Origin of the sequence: Rhizobium jaguaris (genome assembly GCF_003627755.1) — a bacterium.
Taxonomy (GTDB): Bacteria; Pseudomonadota; Alphaproteobacteria; order Rhizobiales; family Rhizobiaceae; genus Rhizobium; species Rhizobium jaguaris.
The window spans coordinates 4,520,118-4,535,079 of record NZ_CP032694.1 but is presented as its reverse complement, the minus strand read 5'-3'; the positions used below and the strand labels follow the sequence as shown (position 1 = coordinate 4,535,079).

Sequence of the window (14,962 nt, the reverse complement as noted above, 5' to 3'; positions counted from 1 at the left end):
GGATCAGCGAAGCCCATGGTTCAGCCGCGGCCGCGGCCAACCATCTCGTCCCGTGGAAAAGACCAGGCCGAAACGGGAAAAGAGGATCGCGACGGCGAAGGCGATCCAGGCGCCGAGCGCCAGACCGGCGGCGACATCGCTGGGATAATGGACGCCGATGATGATGCGCGAGGCGCCGAGCCAAAGGCCGACGCTAACGAACAACAGCCGGAATCGCGGGAAAAGCAGGGCTAGAGCGACAAAGAGTGCGCCCACATTGGCCGAATGCGCGGACGGAAAGCTCTGAAACAGGAAGCCGCCGTGAAACGGCTCAAAACCGAGAATGCCATACTGGTCGTAAAGCAGGGGTCTTGCCCGCCCGATCGCGTCTTTCAGAAGATTGACGATGATGCTGGTGGAAACAACAGACAGGCTGACATAGGCAACTATCCGGATGAGATGGGCGGTGCGGTAACGCCTATGCGCCGGCGAGCGTCGTCGGATGACGGAAAGGCTGACGGCAAACACGACGGCGATCGCGGCGAGAATCGAGGCCAGCCGGCCGATATCGGTGACGGCGCCTGCGACGGCGATCAGTCTCGGCGAGAGGTTCTTTACAGCCTGCCCGAGCGGTGTGTCGAAGACGAGGAAGGCGAGAATGACGATGTTGGTAGCGGTCAGCGTATAGGCGAGCCAAGGAAGGCGGCCATGACGGCTGCGGCGAACGTCATAGCGCCGCGCCAGCCTTTGCCAAGGTCGTAACTGCCGCTGGATTGTGGTGCCTGGCGGCGATGTCGTTTCCGTGCCCATGCAACGGGAAATAGGGGTCTATTGTGTTCAGTTCAACAAAAAGCCCTCGCTGAGAGCGAGGGCTTTGAATGTTTCACGTGAAAATCGGGTAGCGCTTACGCCGACAGAGCCTTGAATTCGGCGAGGATGGCATCGCCCATTTCGGCGGTGCCAACCTGGCGGCTGCCGGCGGACATGATGTCGCCGGTGCGGATGCCGCTGTCGAGGACGTTGGCGATCGCCTTTTCCAGTGCGTCGGCTTCGGAAACCATGCCGAAGGAGTAGCGCAGGCACATGGCGAAGGATGCAATCATGGCGATCGGGTTGGCGATACCCTTGCCGGCGATGTCGGGCGCGGAGCCATGAACCGGTTCATAGAGGGCCTTGCGCTTGCCGGTCTTGGCATCGGGTGCGCCGAGCGAGGCTGACGGCAACATGCCAAGCGAACCAGTCAGCATGGCGGCAACGTCCGAAAGCATGTCGCCGAACAGATTGTCGGTGACGATGACATCGAACTGCTTCGGCTGGCGCACGAGCTGCATGCCGCCGGCGTCGGCGAGCATATGTTCGAGCTGCACGTCGGCATATTTTTCCTTGTGCGTCGCGGTGACCACCTGGTTCCAGAGCACGCCGGACTTCATGACGTTGCGCTTTTCCATCGAGCAGACGCGATTGTTGCGGGTGCGCGCCAATTCGAAGGCGACGCCGGCAATGCGCTCGATTTCGTAGGTGTCGTAAACCTGCGTATCGATGCCGCGCTTCTGGCCGTTGCCAAGGTCGATGATCTCCTTCGGCTCGCCGAAGTAGACGCCGCCGGTGAGCTCGCGGATGATGAGGATATCGAGGCCGTCAACCAGCTCCGGCTTCAGCGAGGAAGCCGATGCCAGCGCCGGATAGCAGATGGCCGGGCGCAGGTTGGCAAACAGCTGAAGATCCTTGCGCAGGCGCAGCAGGCCGGCTTCCGGGCGCACTTCATAGGGAACGCCGTCCCACTTCGGACCGCCGACGGCACCGAAGAGCACAGCATCGGCCGCCAGCGCCTTGCCCATGTCTTCCTCCGAAATGGCCGAACCATGCGCATCATAGGCGCAGCCGCCGACCAAGCCTTCGTCGGTGACGAAACCGGCATTCTTCGCCTCGTTCATATAGGCAATGATCTTGCGGACTTCGCCCATGGCTTCAGGGCCGATGCCGTCACCCGGCAGGAGGAAGAGATTGCGCACTGTCATGGGAAAAGCCTCCGCAAAAGAAACAAGTTGCGGGTTCTTAGACCTGCAAATGCGGCTTTTCAAGCGAGGAAGGCGGTGAAACGGTACGGTTTGGTCGAGTTTGGGTCGAGGATTTGCCCTCGCCCCTTCGGCAGGGGAATCGCATATGAGGAAGTTGTGGCGTTTGGTGAGGAATTGGATTCTGTAGGTTCTCCAGAAGTTGGTCTGGAGAGATTGCATGCGAGGCTTGCAGGATCTGTTTTGCGAATTGCCGGATGGTCGGGCAGCGAATGCCCGGCATTCTTTGGCTGATGTGTTGCTGATAGCCTTTGCTGCCATGTTGTGCGGGGCGGAAAGTTGCGTGGACTTTGCCGCCTTTGGCCGCGACAAGCAGGATGTGCTGAGCGAATTTCTGCAGTTGGATCATGGCGTTCCCAGTCACGACACATTTAGCCGGACGTTTCGTCTGCTGGAGCCTGCGGCATTCGAGGTGGTGTTTCGTCGCTTCATGACGGCCTTTGCCGCCGCGCTTGCCCATGCGCAAGGGGATCAGGACGAAAGACTGCCGGTGCTGGCGATTGACGGCAAATCGCTGCGCGGAGCGGTCGAGGCTGCTGGCAGCACGACGCCGCTGCATTTGGTGACGGTCTGGAGTGCCGAGCAACGGCTGGTTCTGGGCCAACGCCTGGCCGCCGGCCGCAGTGAAGTGACGGCGGCGCGTGAGATCATCGCCCTGTTAGATCTGGCCGGCAGCATCGTTACCGCCGACGCCTTGCATGGCAGTCGCCGGACGGCGCAAGCCATCCGGGCACGCAGTGGCGATTATGCCCTGATGATCAAAGGCAATCGCGGTCCGCTTCATCGGGCCGCGGCAGCCTTGTTCGCCAATGTCGAGCCGGCTGCCGCCGCAAGCCCGCACACATCCGCCGCGCACGGCCGGGTGGAAGAGCGTCGCGCCTGGGTCCGGGCGGTCCCGGATTGGGCCGAGACCTATCGCTTCGACGGCTTGGTCGCCATGGCCAGGATTGATGCGCGCCGCCTCGTCAACGGGCAGGAAGAACGCCAGACGCGATATGTCGCCCTATCGTGCCTGCTTCATCCCGACGAGGTCCTCAGGGTGGTGCGGGCTCATTGGTCCATCGAAAACAGCCAGCATTGGATTCTCGACGTCGCCTTCGGCGAAGATCGTATCCACACACGAAACGATCACACTGCGCAGAACCTCGCCATCCTCCGCCGTCTCGCCCTCAACCTGCTGCGATCCGATCCAACGAAGGACTCCATCCGCCTCAAAGTCAAAAAGGCGGGATGGAACAACTCCTTCCTCAAATCTCTCCTCGCTCAAATGCGATAGCCCTGCCCCTTCGGGGAGAGGGGCGCGCGAAGCGCGCGGGGTGAGGGGGCGTTATCGGGAATTTCCCGTTGCCCAATAACAATGTTCAGCAACGGCGCTTTGCGCCCCCCTCATCCGCCCTTCGGGCACCTTCTCCCCGAAGGGAGAAGGTAAATGGGAAACTTACTCAGCCAATCCAAGCGAAGCGAGGTAGGCTGCCGATGCCGGGATCTTGGACTTGTCCTTGATCTCGATGATCAGGCGCGGATTGCTGTCGAGCTTGGCAAGGGCGGCGAAGACGGCGCGCCAGTGGATATTGCCTTCGCCAAGGCTCCAGTGACGGTCGGCATAACCGTCGGCATCCTGGAGATGGATGTGCCGCAGGCGATTGCCGGCGGCGTGAACATAGTAATCTACGGGCGGTGCGCCGGTGTAGCCGTGAGCGTACTGGGCATGGCCGGTGTCGATCGAAACGGCGACGGCGGGCGAGTTGAAGCTGTCGGCGAGATCGACGCGGATATGCGGATCCTTGTCCTCGATGTTTTCGATGACCATGGTCAGGCCGATATCTTCGGCGCGCTTGACGGCCTCTTTCAGCGTCTGATGGGTATATTCGATGATCTTTTCGCGTTCGCCCTTGTTGTTGTCGAGGTTGTTGTAGGACCAGGACGTATAGGGGCTATGGATGACCATCTGCGTGGCGCCGATATTGGCGCAGACGTCGAGGGCCTGCATCAGGCGCTTGGAAACGACGGCGCGGATATCCGGATCCTGCGAGGCGATGATGAAACCCCAGAACGGGCCGTGGATGCCGAGGCGGCCCTGATGACCGTCGAGCAGCTTCTTGGCTTGCGCAGCAAGCGGCGCCCAATCGCCGTTCAGGACGTCGGCTTCGACGAAGCTCTGCAGTTCCAGGTCGCGCGGCTTTGCGAGCAGCCAGTCGCGGTGGATTTCGACGTCAGCGAGCGTCATGGCGGCGCCAGCAATAGGAAGAGAGGTCATGGAATGCTCCGTTCGGGAGGGGAAGAAGAGGGGTAGGAAAAGCCGCTTGGGCTTCCGCAGAGGCTATATGAACCCGCTTCTTGTCGGAGATATTACAGACCGACCAAATGTCGTGACCTTACGTGACGGAAACAAAAAAGCCGGGCGATGAAGCCCGGCTTTGAAACGTAGATGCGATGATGAAATCGATCAGGCAGCCCAGGGGTGGGATGAGGCATTCGACTTTTCGAAACTGTCGATCGCCTTGGCTTTTTCCAGCGTCAGACCGATATCGTCGAGGCCGTTCAGCAGGCAATGGCGCTTGAATTCGTCGAGTTCGAACTTGAGCGTGCCGCCGTCCGGGCCGGTGATTTCGAGGTTTTCCAGATCGACCGTTAGAATGGCATTGGAGCCGCGCGAGGCGTCGTCCATCAGCTTGTCGAGGTCTTCCTGGCTGACCTTGATCGGCAGAATGCCGTTCTTGAAGCAATTGTTGTAGAAAATGTCGGCGAAACTGGTCGAAATGACGCAGCGGATGCCGAAGTCGAGCAGCGCCCAAGGGGCATGTTCGCGCGAGGAACCGCAGCCGAAATTGTCGCCGGCGACGAGGATCTTGGCATTCTGATAGGCGGGCTTATTCAGCACGAAATCCGGGTTCGGCGAGCCGTCCTCATTGTAGCGGGCTTCAGCGAACAAACCCGTGCCAAGACCGGTGCGCTTGATGGTCTTCAGATAATCCTTCGGGATGATCATGTCGGTGTCGACATTGACGACCGGGAGGGGTGCTGCGACACCGGTTAACTTCACGAACTTGTCCATGGGGGTCCTGCCTTCAATTTTCGGCTATGCACGAATATCCTGCCAATAGAGCAAATCCCTGCAAAAATGAAGGGGAATCTTGGAAATGCTCTGAAACCGGGCGCTTAGGCCGCAGATCCGCATGTCAAGAATTGCGCGTGGGGAAGTGCATCGGAGAACGGCAAGGAGCCGCTCTGCCCGCGGTCTTGTCTTAGAGGTCGATGATCGTGCCGCGACCGTCGTTCCAGATGCGCATTTCGCGCTGACCGTTCGCCTTGGCACGGACCGGAGCAGGCTTCATCCGCAATGAAATCGCGCGGCCCACCATAAGCACGGTGAGGATGCCGCCGACGGCGAGCGTGAGCGAAACGGTAAACAGCGCCAGGGCTGCAAACACGGTGATGCCCGCAAGCGCGATAAACAAGGAACGGATATTCTGCATGGTCGAGACCTCTCTACTCATGGCAATGTGGTCCTCTCTCCTTTCATCTGCAAGAGGAGCATGGCTTTTTGTTGTCTTGCCCGTTGTTATCTTGCCTGATGGCTGAAAGCGCGGCAAAACTCTATCATGAGCCGACCCGCCCCTCCCAGTTCCGTCCGCCTGCGCCGCTCGGTGCTGAGTGTCCCAGCGATCAATCGCCGTGCTCTTGAAAAGATAGCCAGCCTAGATTGCGATGCGGTCATCTTCGATCTCGAGGATTCCGTGGCGCCGGAGAAGAAGGCGGAAGCGCGGGAGAACTTGCGGACATTTTTCGCCGATCCGCCGCCAGCCGGCAAAGAAGCGGCCGGCAAAGAGCGGATCATCCGCATCAATAGCCTGTCGTCCGGTTTTGGCGCCGATGATCTGGAGTTGGTGCTGGCGCTCGAACCGGATGCCGTTCTTCTGCCCAAGATCGACGAGCCGCAGGATGTAATGACGGTTAGCGACAGGCTTGCCGAGGCGGATGCGCCGGACAGCCTGCGCATCTGGGCGATGATCGAGACGCCGCGCGGCATCTTGAACGCCGCGGCAATAGCGGAGGCCGGCCGTACGGCAGGAAGCCGGCTCGATTGTTTCGTCGTCGGTCTCAACGATTTGCGCAAGGAAACTGGTGTGTTACCGCAGCCGGGCCGCACCTACCTCGTGCCCTGGCTGATGCAGGTGGTGCTGGCTGTCAGTGCCTATGGGCTCGACGCCATCGACAGTGTCCTCAACGATTTCAAGGATATGCAGGCCCTGGATGCCGAATGTGCCGAGGGCCACGCCATGGGCTTTGTCGGCAAGATGCTGATCCATCCGAGCCAGATCGAGCTCGCCAACCGGCATTTCGGACCGGACGAGGCGGCTCTTGCCGAGGCTAAAGCCATTGTCGCCGCTTTCGCCGATCGGGCGGCGGCCGGCCTCAACGTCGTGAACCTCGGCGGGCGTATGGTCGAGCGGCTGCATCTTGTCCAGGCGGAAAGACTGGTCCATAAATCCGAGCTGATTGCAGAGCGCTCCATTGCACAACGAAAGACCGTTTCATGAAACTCTATCGCTTCCTCACCGGCCCCGACGACGCTTCCTTCTGCCACAAGGTGACCGCGGCGCTGAACAAGGGCTGGGAACTCTCGGGCTCGCCGACCTACGCCTTCAACGCCGCAACCGGCCTGATGCAGTGCGGCCAGGCAGTCGTCAAGGACGTCGCGGGCAAGGATTACGATCCGGAAATGAAGCTTTCGGAGCAGTAAGCCATCGCAATGGCTTAACCGCAAGAAAGGATAGACTGGCGATCCTGCCATCTCTTCATTCGTTGTCTCCAGGGATTCAATTTGTTTGATATAACGGATACGTTCCGAGATGCGCTCAAGTTAAAAGGTAGATGGAATAAGGCATCGTTCTCAAAGCTATTGAAGTCATTGGGAGCGAGGGTGCCAGATGGCCGCACGGATTGGGAAGAAGGGGTCGAAAACTGGGGAATGGTGTTCAACGGTGAGAAATTAATTTCTTACGTTTGCGAACCTATCCCTATTGCTTTCCTCGACAAGGAATTCTCGAAATATCTCAATCCCATTTTAGATGCATCCGGTGTCATCCATGTTGATGCGGAAGATTTAAGTGCGGAAGTCTATAGAATCGACAAGAATATTCTTGAAGAGATATTTTTGGCTATGACAGATGTTGTTGATTATAATTGCATTTGTCTTAGGGATATTTGGTACGCAACGGTCACTAGACCGGTCCGCAAAGACTAATCAAGTATATGCGGGAATGCTTCACCGATCCGTCGCTTCCTCGGCGCTGGCTTCGATGCGCTCCATGTCCTCGTCGCTGAGGCCAAAATGGTGGCCGATCTCGTGGATCAGGACATGAGTAATGATGTCGCCGAGGGTTTCTTCGTTTTCCGCCCAATAATCGATGATCGGCCGGCGATAGAGGCGGATCTTGTTGGGCATTTCCCCGGTTTGGGCGGTGAAACGCTCCGAGATGCCGCGGCCTTCGAACAGGCCGAGCAGGTCGAAGGGCGTTTCCAGCGCCATATCCTCGAACACCTCGTCGTCGGGAAAATCTTCGATGAGAATGATGAGATCGCCGGTGAGCGAGCGAAATTCATCCGGCAGGTGGCCGTAAGCCTCCATGGCCAGCGATTCAAATGTGCTGATTGAGGGCGCGTGGCGGTCCCGCCAATCCTCGCTCTGGTCAATGCGGGCCATAAATGCTCCCTTTCTTAGCTGGTCATATAGAGCCTTTGTTTCGGTTTTTCGAGAGTGGAATCAGGCAGAGGAATATTTTCTCATAAAATGGTGTTGACTCTTCCTTGGACCTCTGGAATCCATAAGAACATAACAGGAACATAATTGATCTGGAGCTAACGTCATGGCTGAGGCCGCCGTGGCGCGGGAGACGCTTTTTGCCCTGCGTGAAACCATCGCCCGACTGGAAGGCAGGCCGATACCGGCGCTGGCAGCCGTGGCGCATGAGGCGCTGGTGGCGGAGCCGGGGGCCGGTCCGGCGGATGTTGTCCAGCCGCTTGCGATTGGGATCACCGATCTCGACGAGGCGATGCAGGGCGGCGTGCCGCTCGATGCGCTGACGGAGATCCGGTCGCTGGCCTTGCGGGATGCCGGAGCGGCCAGCGGTTTCACTCTCGCTCTCGCTGCGCGGCTTAAAGCTCTTGCTGCGCGGTCTGGGGGGCAAGCCGCCGGCAAAACTGCGACCGTATCGCCGGTTCTGTGGATCGGCGATACGGTCGCGACGATGGAGGCGGGCCTACCCTATGCGATCGGGCTTCGGGATTTCGGATTGGAACCTGCCGGCTTTCTGCAGGCATCGCCGCGCAAGCTGGAAGAGGCGCTCTGGCTGGCGGAGGCGGCTCTCGTCAGTACGGCCTTTGCGGTCGTCATTCTGGAAGTGCGCGGCAATCCGGCCCGCTTTGGGCTGACCGAGAGCCGGCGGCTTGCGCTTCGGGCCAAGGCGGCGGGGCGGCCTTTGTTTCTGTTGCGTCAAGCGGGCGAGGAAGAGGCGAGCAGCGCTCTCTTCCGTCTGCTCGTCGAACCCGCGCCGGCCCAGGCGCGGTCCCTGCCGGACGGATCGCTGCTTGGCGGCAGCATCGGTCATCCGGCCTTTCGTCTCACCCTGGAAAAGAGCCGCAACCCGGCGCCCTTTTCCATAACCCTGGAGTGGAATGCCCATGACCGCCAGTTTGCCCCTGTCCTCGACACTCAGCGCCCTGCCTTTCCCGGCGAACACGCAGCGCATTCTGGCGCTAACCTTCCCGCATCTGCCGACCGACCGGATCTCGCGCAAGCGCTGGGGTCTGTCCTGGCGTTCGACAGGCAGGCTTGAAGCGCCGCCGCTCGCCTGCGCCGGCAAGCTGAACAATGCCATGCGGTTGACCGCGCTCAACGAAAGGGCCGAGACGATCGGCCTGAAGCTCAGTCAGGGTGTTGCCGAGGCAAAGGCGATCTGTCCCGCCCTTGACGTCGTGGAAGAAGATCCGGGCGCGGACCGCAAGCTGCTGGAGGCGATCGCCGATTGGTGCGATCGCTATACGCCGCTGGTAGCGATCGACGGCAAGGACGGGCTCTTTCTCGATATTACCGGTTGCGCCCATCTCTTCGGCGGTGAAGAAGCGCTGCTCGAGGATATCCTGATCCGGATTTCCCGTCTTGGGCTCGATGTCCGCGGCGCCATCTCCTCCGCGCCAGGCCTGTCCTGGGCGGTTGCCCGCTTCGACGAGAGTCGCGCCATTCCTCCGGAGGCCATGGAGGAGGCGCTGGCCCCACTGCCGGTCGCCTCGCTCAGGCTTGGCGAGGAAACCGTTGCGGCCTTGCAGAAGCTGGGATTGAAGCAGGCGGGCGATCTGCTGGCTGCGCCGCGTGCGCCCCTTGCCCGTCGCTTCGGTGCACAGCTGATTTTGCGGCTCGATCAGGCCGTCGGCCTCGTCGAGGAGCCGATCTCGCCGCGCCGTCCGGTTGCGCAATTGTCGGCCGAGCGCCGGCTTGCCGAGCCGGTGCAGGCGGAAGACGATATTCTCCAGCTTGCCCGCCAGCTTGCCGAAACCGTGAAGCCGGGGCTGGAAGGCCGGGGCGTCGGTGGCCGTTTGTTCGAGCTTTTGCTGTTCCGGGTCGACGGCATAGTGTTCCGCATCGCAGCCGGCGCATCGCAGCCGCTGCGGGAGCCGAGCCGGATCGCAAGCCTGTTCACGGAGCGCTTTGGCGCCATTCATGACGATCTTGATGTCGGCTATGGCTTCGAGATCGTCCGCCTCAACGTCCTTCAGCATGCACCTTTCGATGCAACGCAAGGCGATTTTGTCGGTGAAGACCGCCAGGACAGCTCGCTTTCCGCCTTTGTCGACCGGGTGGCCGCACGGCTGGGGCCGGATTGCCTGCAAGGGTTCGAATTGCAGCAGAGTCATATCCCTGAACGGGCCGTGCGACCAATGCCGGCCATGGCTATCCTCGCTTCGAAGCCGCGGACCGGCAGAGAAGATGCCGGCCATGGCTTCTTCCGCGGCGAGCGGCCGCTGCGGCTGTTTCGCATGCCGGAGCTGATCGAAACCGTTGCCGCCGAAGTACCCGACGGCCCTCCCCGGCAGTTCCGCTGGCGGCGAGTCATGCATCGGGTCAGCCGGGCCGAAGGGCCGGAGCGGCTTTCGGCGGAATGGTGGGTCGAGGAAAAGGAAGAGCCTGCCCGCGATTATTTCCAGATCGAGGATGAAGAGGGCCATCGTTTCTGGCTGTTCCGCAAGGGTCTCTACGGTCGAGGCGGAACGGGACCGGATTGGTATATGCACGGGGTCTTCGCATGAACGCGCGCCCGAGCTTTCACGAACCCGTACCCTTATTCGAGATCGGGGTGAGAACGAATTTCTCCTTTCTCGAAGGCGCCTCGCATCCGGAAGAGATGGTGGTGCGAGCCGCTATCCTGAAACTTTCGGGGTTTGGAATTGCCGACCGCAATTCGGTTGCAGGCGTCGTCAGGGCGCATGCGCATATCAAGGTTCTCCGGGCGGAATATAAGAGGACCGCCGAGGAAAACCTTGAACTTAGAGCCAAGGGGGAGCCGGAAAAGCCCCTCCTGAAACCAGTTCCCTTCCAGCCCGGCGCTCGCCTGGTGTTTTCGGACGGCACGCCCGATGTCCTTGCCTATCCGCAGAGCCGCAAGGGCTGGGCGCATCTCTGCCGGCTGTTGAGCGCCGGCAACCTCAGGGCCGAGAAAGGCTCCTGCCAGCTCGAAGAAGCCGATCTGATGGAATGGGGCGACGAGATGATGCTGGCCCTTGTTCCCGAGGCTGACAGCATCGAGACGCCGGAGGGGCAGGCAAAGCTTGAGGAATGCCTGAAGCGGCTATGGATGCGCTTTGGCCGAAAGTTCCATATGGTCCTGTCGCCTGCCTATGACGGGCGGGATCAGATGGTCTTTGCCACGCTTTCTATCCTTGCGCAGCGCAATGGCGTGCGACTGATCGCCAGCAACCAACCGGTCTATCACGCCACCGAACGCAAGCCGCTTGCCGATATCGTCATTTCGATCCGCGAGCATGTGCCGATCGCCGAGGCCGGCTTCAAGCTGGCTGCCAATGCCGAACGTTATATGAAGGATTCTGCCGAGATGGCCCGCCTTTTCAGGGATTATCCGAAGGCCATCGCCAATACGCAGAAGTTTTTTAGCCGGCTGTCTTTTTCGCTGGATGAGCTGAAGCATAATTATCCCGACGAAAGCGTTCCCGGCCAAACCGTTTCGGAAACGCTGGAGCGGCTGACGTGGGAGGGCGCCAGATGGCGATATCCCGATGAGATTCCCGAAGAAGTCGTCAAACAGATCAACGATGAGCTTACTCTTATACGCGAGCGGCAATATGAGCCTTACTTCCTGACAGTGCGTCGCATCATGGAGTTTGCCCGCAGCCAGAATATTTTGTGTCAGGGGCGCGGTTCAGCCGCCAACTCCTTGGTCTGCTATTGTCTCAGGATCACGGAAGTCAATCCGAAGATTACGACGCTTTTGTTCGAGCGCTTCATCTCGACGGAACGCGAGGAACCGCCTGACATCGATGTTGATTTCGAGCATGAGAAGCGTGAAAAAGTCATCCAGTTTATCTATGACCATTACCACATCGAACATGCCGGGCTGACGGCTGCGGTCACCAGCTATCGGGCGCGCTCGGCCGGTCGCGAAGTGGCGAAAGCCTTCGGCTTGTCGGAGGATGTGCAGTCGGCTCTTGCAAGCGGTGTCTGGGGCTGGTCGACGGAGGAGCTGTCCGAGCGCGAGGCGAAGGTTGCCGGTCTCGATCTCAAGGACAGGACGACACGGAATGTTCTTTCCTATGCTTCGACGCTAATGGGTTTTCCCCGGCATCTGACCCAGCATGTCGGCGGCTTTGTCATCACCCGGGATCGACTGGATGAAGTCGTGCCGATCATGCACACGGCGATGGACGACCGCTACATGATCGAGTGGAACAAGGATGATCTCGACAATCTCAACATATTGAAGATCGACGTGCTGGCGCTCGGCATGCTGACTTGTCTTGCCAAGGCTTTCGATCTCCTTCTGCTGCATTACGACGTGAAGAAGGAGCTTGCCGATCTTGGCTACGCCAACTATCCGGATGGCGAACCTGTCTATGACATGATCTGCCGTGCCGACACGATCGGCGTTTTCCAGATCGAAAGCCGGGCGCAGATGAGCATGCTGCCACGCCTCCGGCCTCGCAGATTCTACGATCTGGTCATCGAAGTGGCGATCGTCCGGCCTGGCCCGATCCAGGGCAATATGGTGCATCCCTATCTCAAGCGGCGGGAGGCCGATCGGGCAGGAAAGGAACTCGACTATCCGAGCCCAGAGCTGAAAGAGGTTCTGAAGCGAACGCTGGGAGTCCCCCTGTTTCAGGAACAGGCAATGCAAATCGCCATTACGGCAGCAGGGTTTACGCCTGCTGAGGCTGACAAGTTGCGCCGGGCGATGGCGACCTTCAAGCGAACCGGGACCATCCACACTTTCGAGAAGAAGATGGTCGAAGGCATGGCTGCGAGAGGGTATGATCGTGAGTTTGCCAAGAACTGCTTCGAGCAGATCAAGGGCTTCGGCGAATATGGCTTTCCCGAAAGCCATGCGGCTTCCTTTGCCTTGCTCGTCTACGCCTCTTCCTGGCTCAAGGCCTACTATCCCGATGTCTTCTGTGCGGCGATCCTGAATGCCCAGCCCATGGGCTTCTATGCGCCGGCGCAGCTCGTGCGCGATGCGCGTGAGCATGGCGTCGAGGTGCGCCCGGTGGATGTCAATCATTCCAGTTGGGATTGCCTGCTAGAGAAGGCGTCTTTCGATCGCAGTTCGGTCGAGCCGCGCCATGCGTCAATGCGCGAGATCATCAAGACGCAATGTGCCGTCCGTATCGGCTTCCTGCAGGTCAAAGGCCTGTCCGAGGATGAGATGAAGCAGCTCGTCGAGCGGCGTGGCGATGGCTATCGGTCCGTGCGGGATCTCTGGCTGCGCTCCGGCCTTGCCAAGTCCGCTATTGAGCGTCTGGCCGATGCCGATGCCTTTCGTTCGATCGGGCTCAGCCGTCGCGAGGCGCTCTGGGCCGTGCGGGCGCTCGATGCCGGCAGCGCCGCTGAAAAGCTTCCCCTCTTCGATCTTGCCGACCGCACCGACCTGCAAGTCGAGCCAGCGGTTTCCCTGCCGGAAATGCTGCCCGGCGAGCAGGTGATCGAGGATTATCGCTATCTGTCGCTGTCGTTGAAGGCGCATCCTGTTTCCTTCCTACGGGCCGATTTCGCACGTATGGGCATCGTGCAGAACCGAGATCTGACCAATGTCGCTAATGGACGGATGGTGACAATCGCCGGACTGGTGCTGGTGCGCCAGCGGCCGGGATCGGCGAAGGGCGTGATCTTCATGACGCTGGAGGACGAGACCGGCGTCTCCAATGCGATCGTCTGGCCGAAAATGTTCGACAAATACCGCGCCATCGTCATGGGCGCCCGGTTGGTCAAGATCCGCGGCCGACTGCAGAGCGAAAGTGGCGTCATCCATGTGGTGGTCGACTATATCGAGGATATGACCTCGGCGCTGGGGATCCTACAATGCGAAGCTAGGCGCTTTGGGGTCAGCGATCGGGCAGATGAAGCCTTGCGCCCGACCATGGATCACCGGCAAAAGAAACGGCTCATCGAGGCAAGCCGGCTGGCGCGGGCGCAGGCGGCCGAGACCGTGGCAGATGGCCACAGAGATGTCACCGAAACGGCAAGTGTCATGCCGCGAGGCCGTAACTTCCATTGATACGCAGGGGTAAGTCTCACACTGAAGTGACCCTGCCCCGCCTGTCGTCATGAAAAATGAATCGATTCTTTCTTGACAAAGATCGTCTTCTTTCGCAGAAACAAGACAGCAGATGTCATGTTTGACGGGCTGAGCGAAGATGCTGGTTTGCAGTTGTAATTACATCACCGACAAAGAAATCCGGGAGACCATCATTGAGCTCCTTGATCAGGATTGTTGGCAGCTCATCGTTCCCGCCAAGGTCTATCACGCCATGTCGAAGCGCGGCCGTTGCTGCGGCTGTTTTCCGAATGTCGTCGACATCATCATCCAGACGACCGAGGACTATCATGCCCGCCGCCACTCGACTGAGGCGGAGATATTTGATTTCATGTCCCGCTTGAAAAAGTTCCACGAAGAAAACAGGAGAGCGGACATTGAAAGGCGACAAAAAAGTCATCGAGCGGCTTAACGAGGCGCTGTTTCTCGAACTCGGTGCAGTCAATCAATATTGGGTTCATTACCGGCTTCTGGAAGATTGGGGCTATACCAAGCTTGCCAAGAAGGAGCGTGCGGAATCCATCGAAGAGATGCACCACGCCGATCGTCTGGTCGCTCGGATTATCTTCCTCGAGGGGCATCCGAACCTGCAGACGCTGGCGCCGCTGCGCATCGGCCAGAATGTCAAGGAAGTCCTGGAAGCCGATCTCGCCGGCGAATACGACGCCCGCACCGCCTACAAGAAGTCACGCGATATCTGTCACGACGCCGGAGACTATGTTTCAATGAAGCTGTTCGAGGAACTGCTGGCGGACGAGGAAGGTCATATCGACTTCCTGGAAACTCAGATTGATCTGCTCGAAAAGATCGGTGAGGCCAAATACGGCCAACTCAACGCCGATTCAGCCGACTCCGCCGAATAATTCGCCTAGCGCATGTCGCGCAAGGTGTGCGGCGGTTTTGCGATAACGACACGCATAAATACAAAGAGCTAAAGCGTGGCAAGCGAATCTGAAAGATCGCGACACGCTTTAGAGCAATTTCAGAAAAAGTACGGAATTGGGAAGAAAAACAAAAGGATAGAGCGGTTCTGAGATTCTGCGAAAAGCTGAACCGCTCCAATGATTCCGGCCGTTTTTTCGGCGGCCG

The 14,962-nt window shown here is 59.5% G+C and carries 15 protein-coding genes; 9 read left to right on the top strand and 6 right to left on the bottom strand.

Features of this window, described 5'->3' with window-relative positions; all coding sequences use genetic code 11:
- Positions 1-3: 3 nt before the first annotated feature.
- The gene (locus CCGE525_RS21990) at positions 4-789 is read right to left on the bottom strand and encodes a phosphatase PAP2 family protein (RefSeq protein WP_120706141.1); all 786 of its coding nucleotides are present in this window, start codon (positions 787-789) and stop codon (positions 4-6) included.
- A 95-nt stretch (positions 790-884) separates the two neighbouring features.
- Entirely contained in the window at positions 885-1,997 is a 1,113-nt protein-coding gene (gene leuB, locus CCGE525_RS21985) for a 3-isopropylmalate dehydrogenase (RefSeq protein ID WP_120706140.1), read from the bottom strand.
- Between the two features lie 217 nt (positions 1,998-2,214).
- Here leuB and CCGE525_RS21980 point away from each other — a divergent pair, with 217 nt between their 5' ends.
- Positions 2,215-3,330, top strand: a complete 1,116-nt coding sequence (locus CCGE525_RS21980; protein ID WP_120702965.1) for an ISAs1 family transposase — start codon at positions 2,215-2,217, stop codon at positions 3,328-3,330.
- A gap of 162 nt (positions 3,331-3,492) precedes the next feature.
- Here the strand turns inward: CCGE525_RS21980 and CCGE525_RS21975 are convergent, their stop codons facing one another.
- The 3 genes from CCGE525_RS21975 to CCGE525_RS21965 all read right to left on the bottom strand — a co-directional run bounded on the left by CCGE525_RS21975 (position 3,493) and on the right by CCGE525_RS21965 (position 5,530).
- A complete protein-coding gene (locus tag CCGE525_RS21975) occupies positions 3,493-4,311 on the bottom strand; it encodes a sugar phosphate isomerase/epimerase family protein (protein ID WP_120706139.1) in 819 nt (272 codons plus the stop codon).
- Between the two features lie 189 nt (positions 4,312-4,500).
- The gene (gene leuD / locus CCGE525_RS21970; protein WP_120706138.1) at positions 4,501-5,109 is read right to left on the bottom strand and encodes a 3-isopropylmalate dehydratase small subunit; all 609 of its coding nucleotides are present in this window, start codon (positions 5,107-5,109) and stop codon (positions 4,501-4,503) included.
- Between the two features lie 190 nt (positions 5,110-5,299).
- Positions 5,300-5,530 carry a hypothetical protein gene (locus CCGE525_RS21965; protein ID WP_104824895.1) on the bottom strand — a complete coding sequence of 77 codons (231 nt, stop codon included), beginning with the start codon at positions 5,528-5,530 and terminating at the stop codon, positions 5,300-5,302.
- A gap of 126 nt (positions 5,531-5,656) precedes the next feature.
- On the opposite strand from CCGE525_RS21965, the gene CCGE525_RS21960 reads away from it, so the two are divergent.
- The 3 genes from CCGE525_RS21960 (at position 5,657) to CCGE525_RS21950 (ending at position 7,302) form a co-directional block, all read left to right on the top strand.
- Entirely contained in the window at positions 5,657-6,595 is a 939-nt protein-coding gene (locus CCGE525_RS21960; RefSeq protein ID WP_120706137.1) for an HpcH/HpaI aldolase/citrate lyase family protein, read from the top strand.
- Positions 6,592-6,798: a DUF1737 domain-containing protein gene (locus tag CCGE525_RS21955; RefSeq protein WP_120706136.1), complete on the top strand. Its 207-nt coding sequence runs from the start codon at positions 6,592-6,594 to the stop codon at positions 6,796-6,798. Before CCGE525_RS21960 ends, CCGE525_RS21955 begins: the two co-directional genes overlap by 4 nt.
- A gap of 81 nt (positions 6,799-6,879) precedes the next feature.
- Positions 6,880-7,302, top strand: coding sequence for a hypothetical protein (locus tag CCGE525_RS21950; protein ID WP_162950239.1), 423 nt, complete (start codon positions 6,880-6,882; stop codon positions 7,300-7,302).
- A gap of 21 nt (positions 7,303-7,323) precedes the next feature.
- Here the strand turns inward: CCGE525_RS21950 and CCGE525_RS21945 are convergent, their stop codons facing one another.
- Positions 7,324-7,761 carry a metallopeptidase family protein gene (locus tag CCGE525_RS21945; protein ID WP_120706134.1) on the bottom strand — a complete coding sequence of 146 codons (438 nt, stop codon included), beginning with the start codon at positions 7,759-7,761 and terminating at the stop codon, positions 7,324-7,326.
- 163 nt (positions 7,762-7,924) lie between these two features.
- Here CCGE525_RS21945 and CCGE525_RS39055 point away from each other — a divergent pair, with 163 nt between their 5' ends.
- The 5 genes from CCGE525_RS39055 to bfr all read left to right on the top strand — a co-directional run bounded on the left by CCGE525_RS39055 (position 7,925) and on the right by bfr (position 14,736).
- Positions 7,925-8,893 carry an ImuA family protein gene (locus tag CCGE525_RS39055; RefSeq protein ID WP_245472060.1) on the top strand — a complete coding sequence of 323 codons (969 nt, stop codon included), beginning with the start codon at positions 7,925-7,927 and terminating at the stop codon, positions 8,891-8,893.
- Positions 8,894-8,933: 40 nt separating this feature from the next.
- Positions 8,934-10,361 carry a Y-family DNA polymerase gene (locus tag CCGE525_RS21940; RefSeq protein WP_245472192.1) on the top strand — a complete coding sequence of 476 codons (1,428 nt, stop codon included), beginning with the start codon at positions 8,934-8,936 and terminating at the stop codon, positions 10,359-10,361.
- Complete coding sequence (locus CCGE525_RS21935; RefSeq protein ID WP_120706132.1) at positions 10,358-13,834, top strand: error-prone DNA polymerase; 3,477 nt, start codon at positions 10,358-10,360, stop codon at positions 13,832-13,834. Before CCGE525_RS21940 ends, CCGE525_RS21935 begins: the two co-directional genes overlap by 4 nt.
- 139 nt (positions 13,835-13,973) lie before the next feature.
- Positions 13,974-14,285 carry a (2Fe-2S)-binding protein gene (locus tag CCGE525_RS21930; protein ID WP_120706131.1) on the top strand — a complete coding sequence of 104 codons (312 nt, stop codon included), beginning with the start codon at positions 13,974-13,976 and terminating at the stop codon, positions 14,283-14,285.
- Entirely contained in the window at positions 14,251-14,736 is a 486-nt protein-coding gene (bfr, locus tag CCGE525_RS21925; protein WP_028753752.1) for a bacterioferritin, read from the top strand. The genes CCGE525_RS21930 and bfr overlap by 35 nt, the downstream gene beginning before the upstream one ends.
- Positions 14,737-14,962 lie beyond the last annotated feature (226 nt).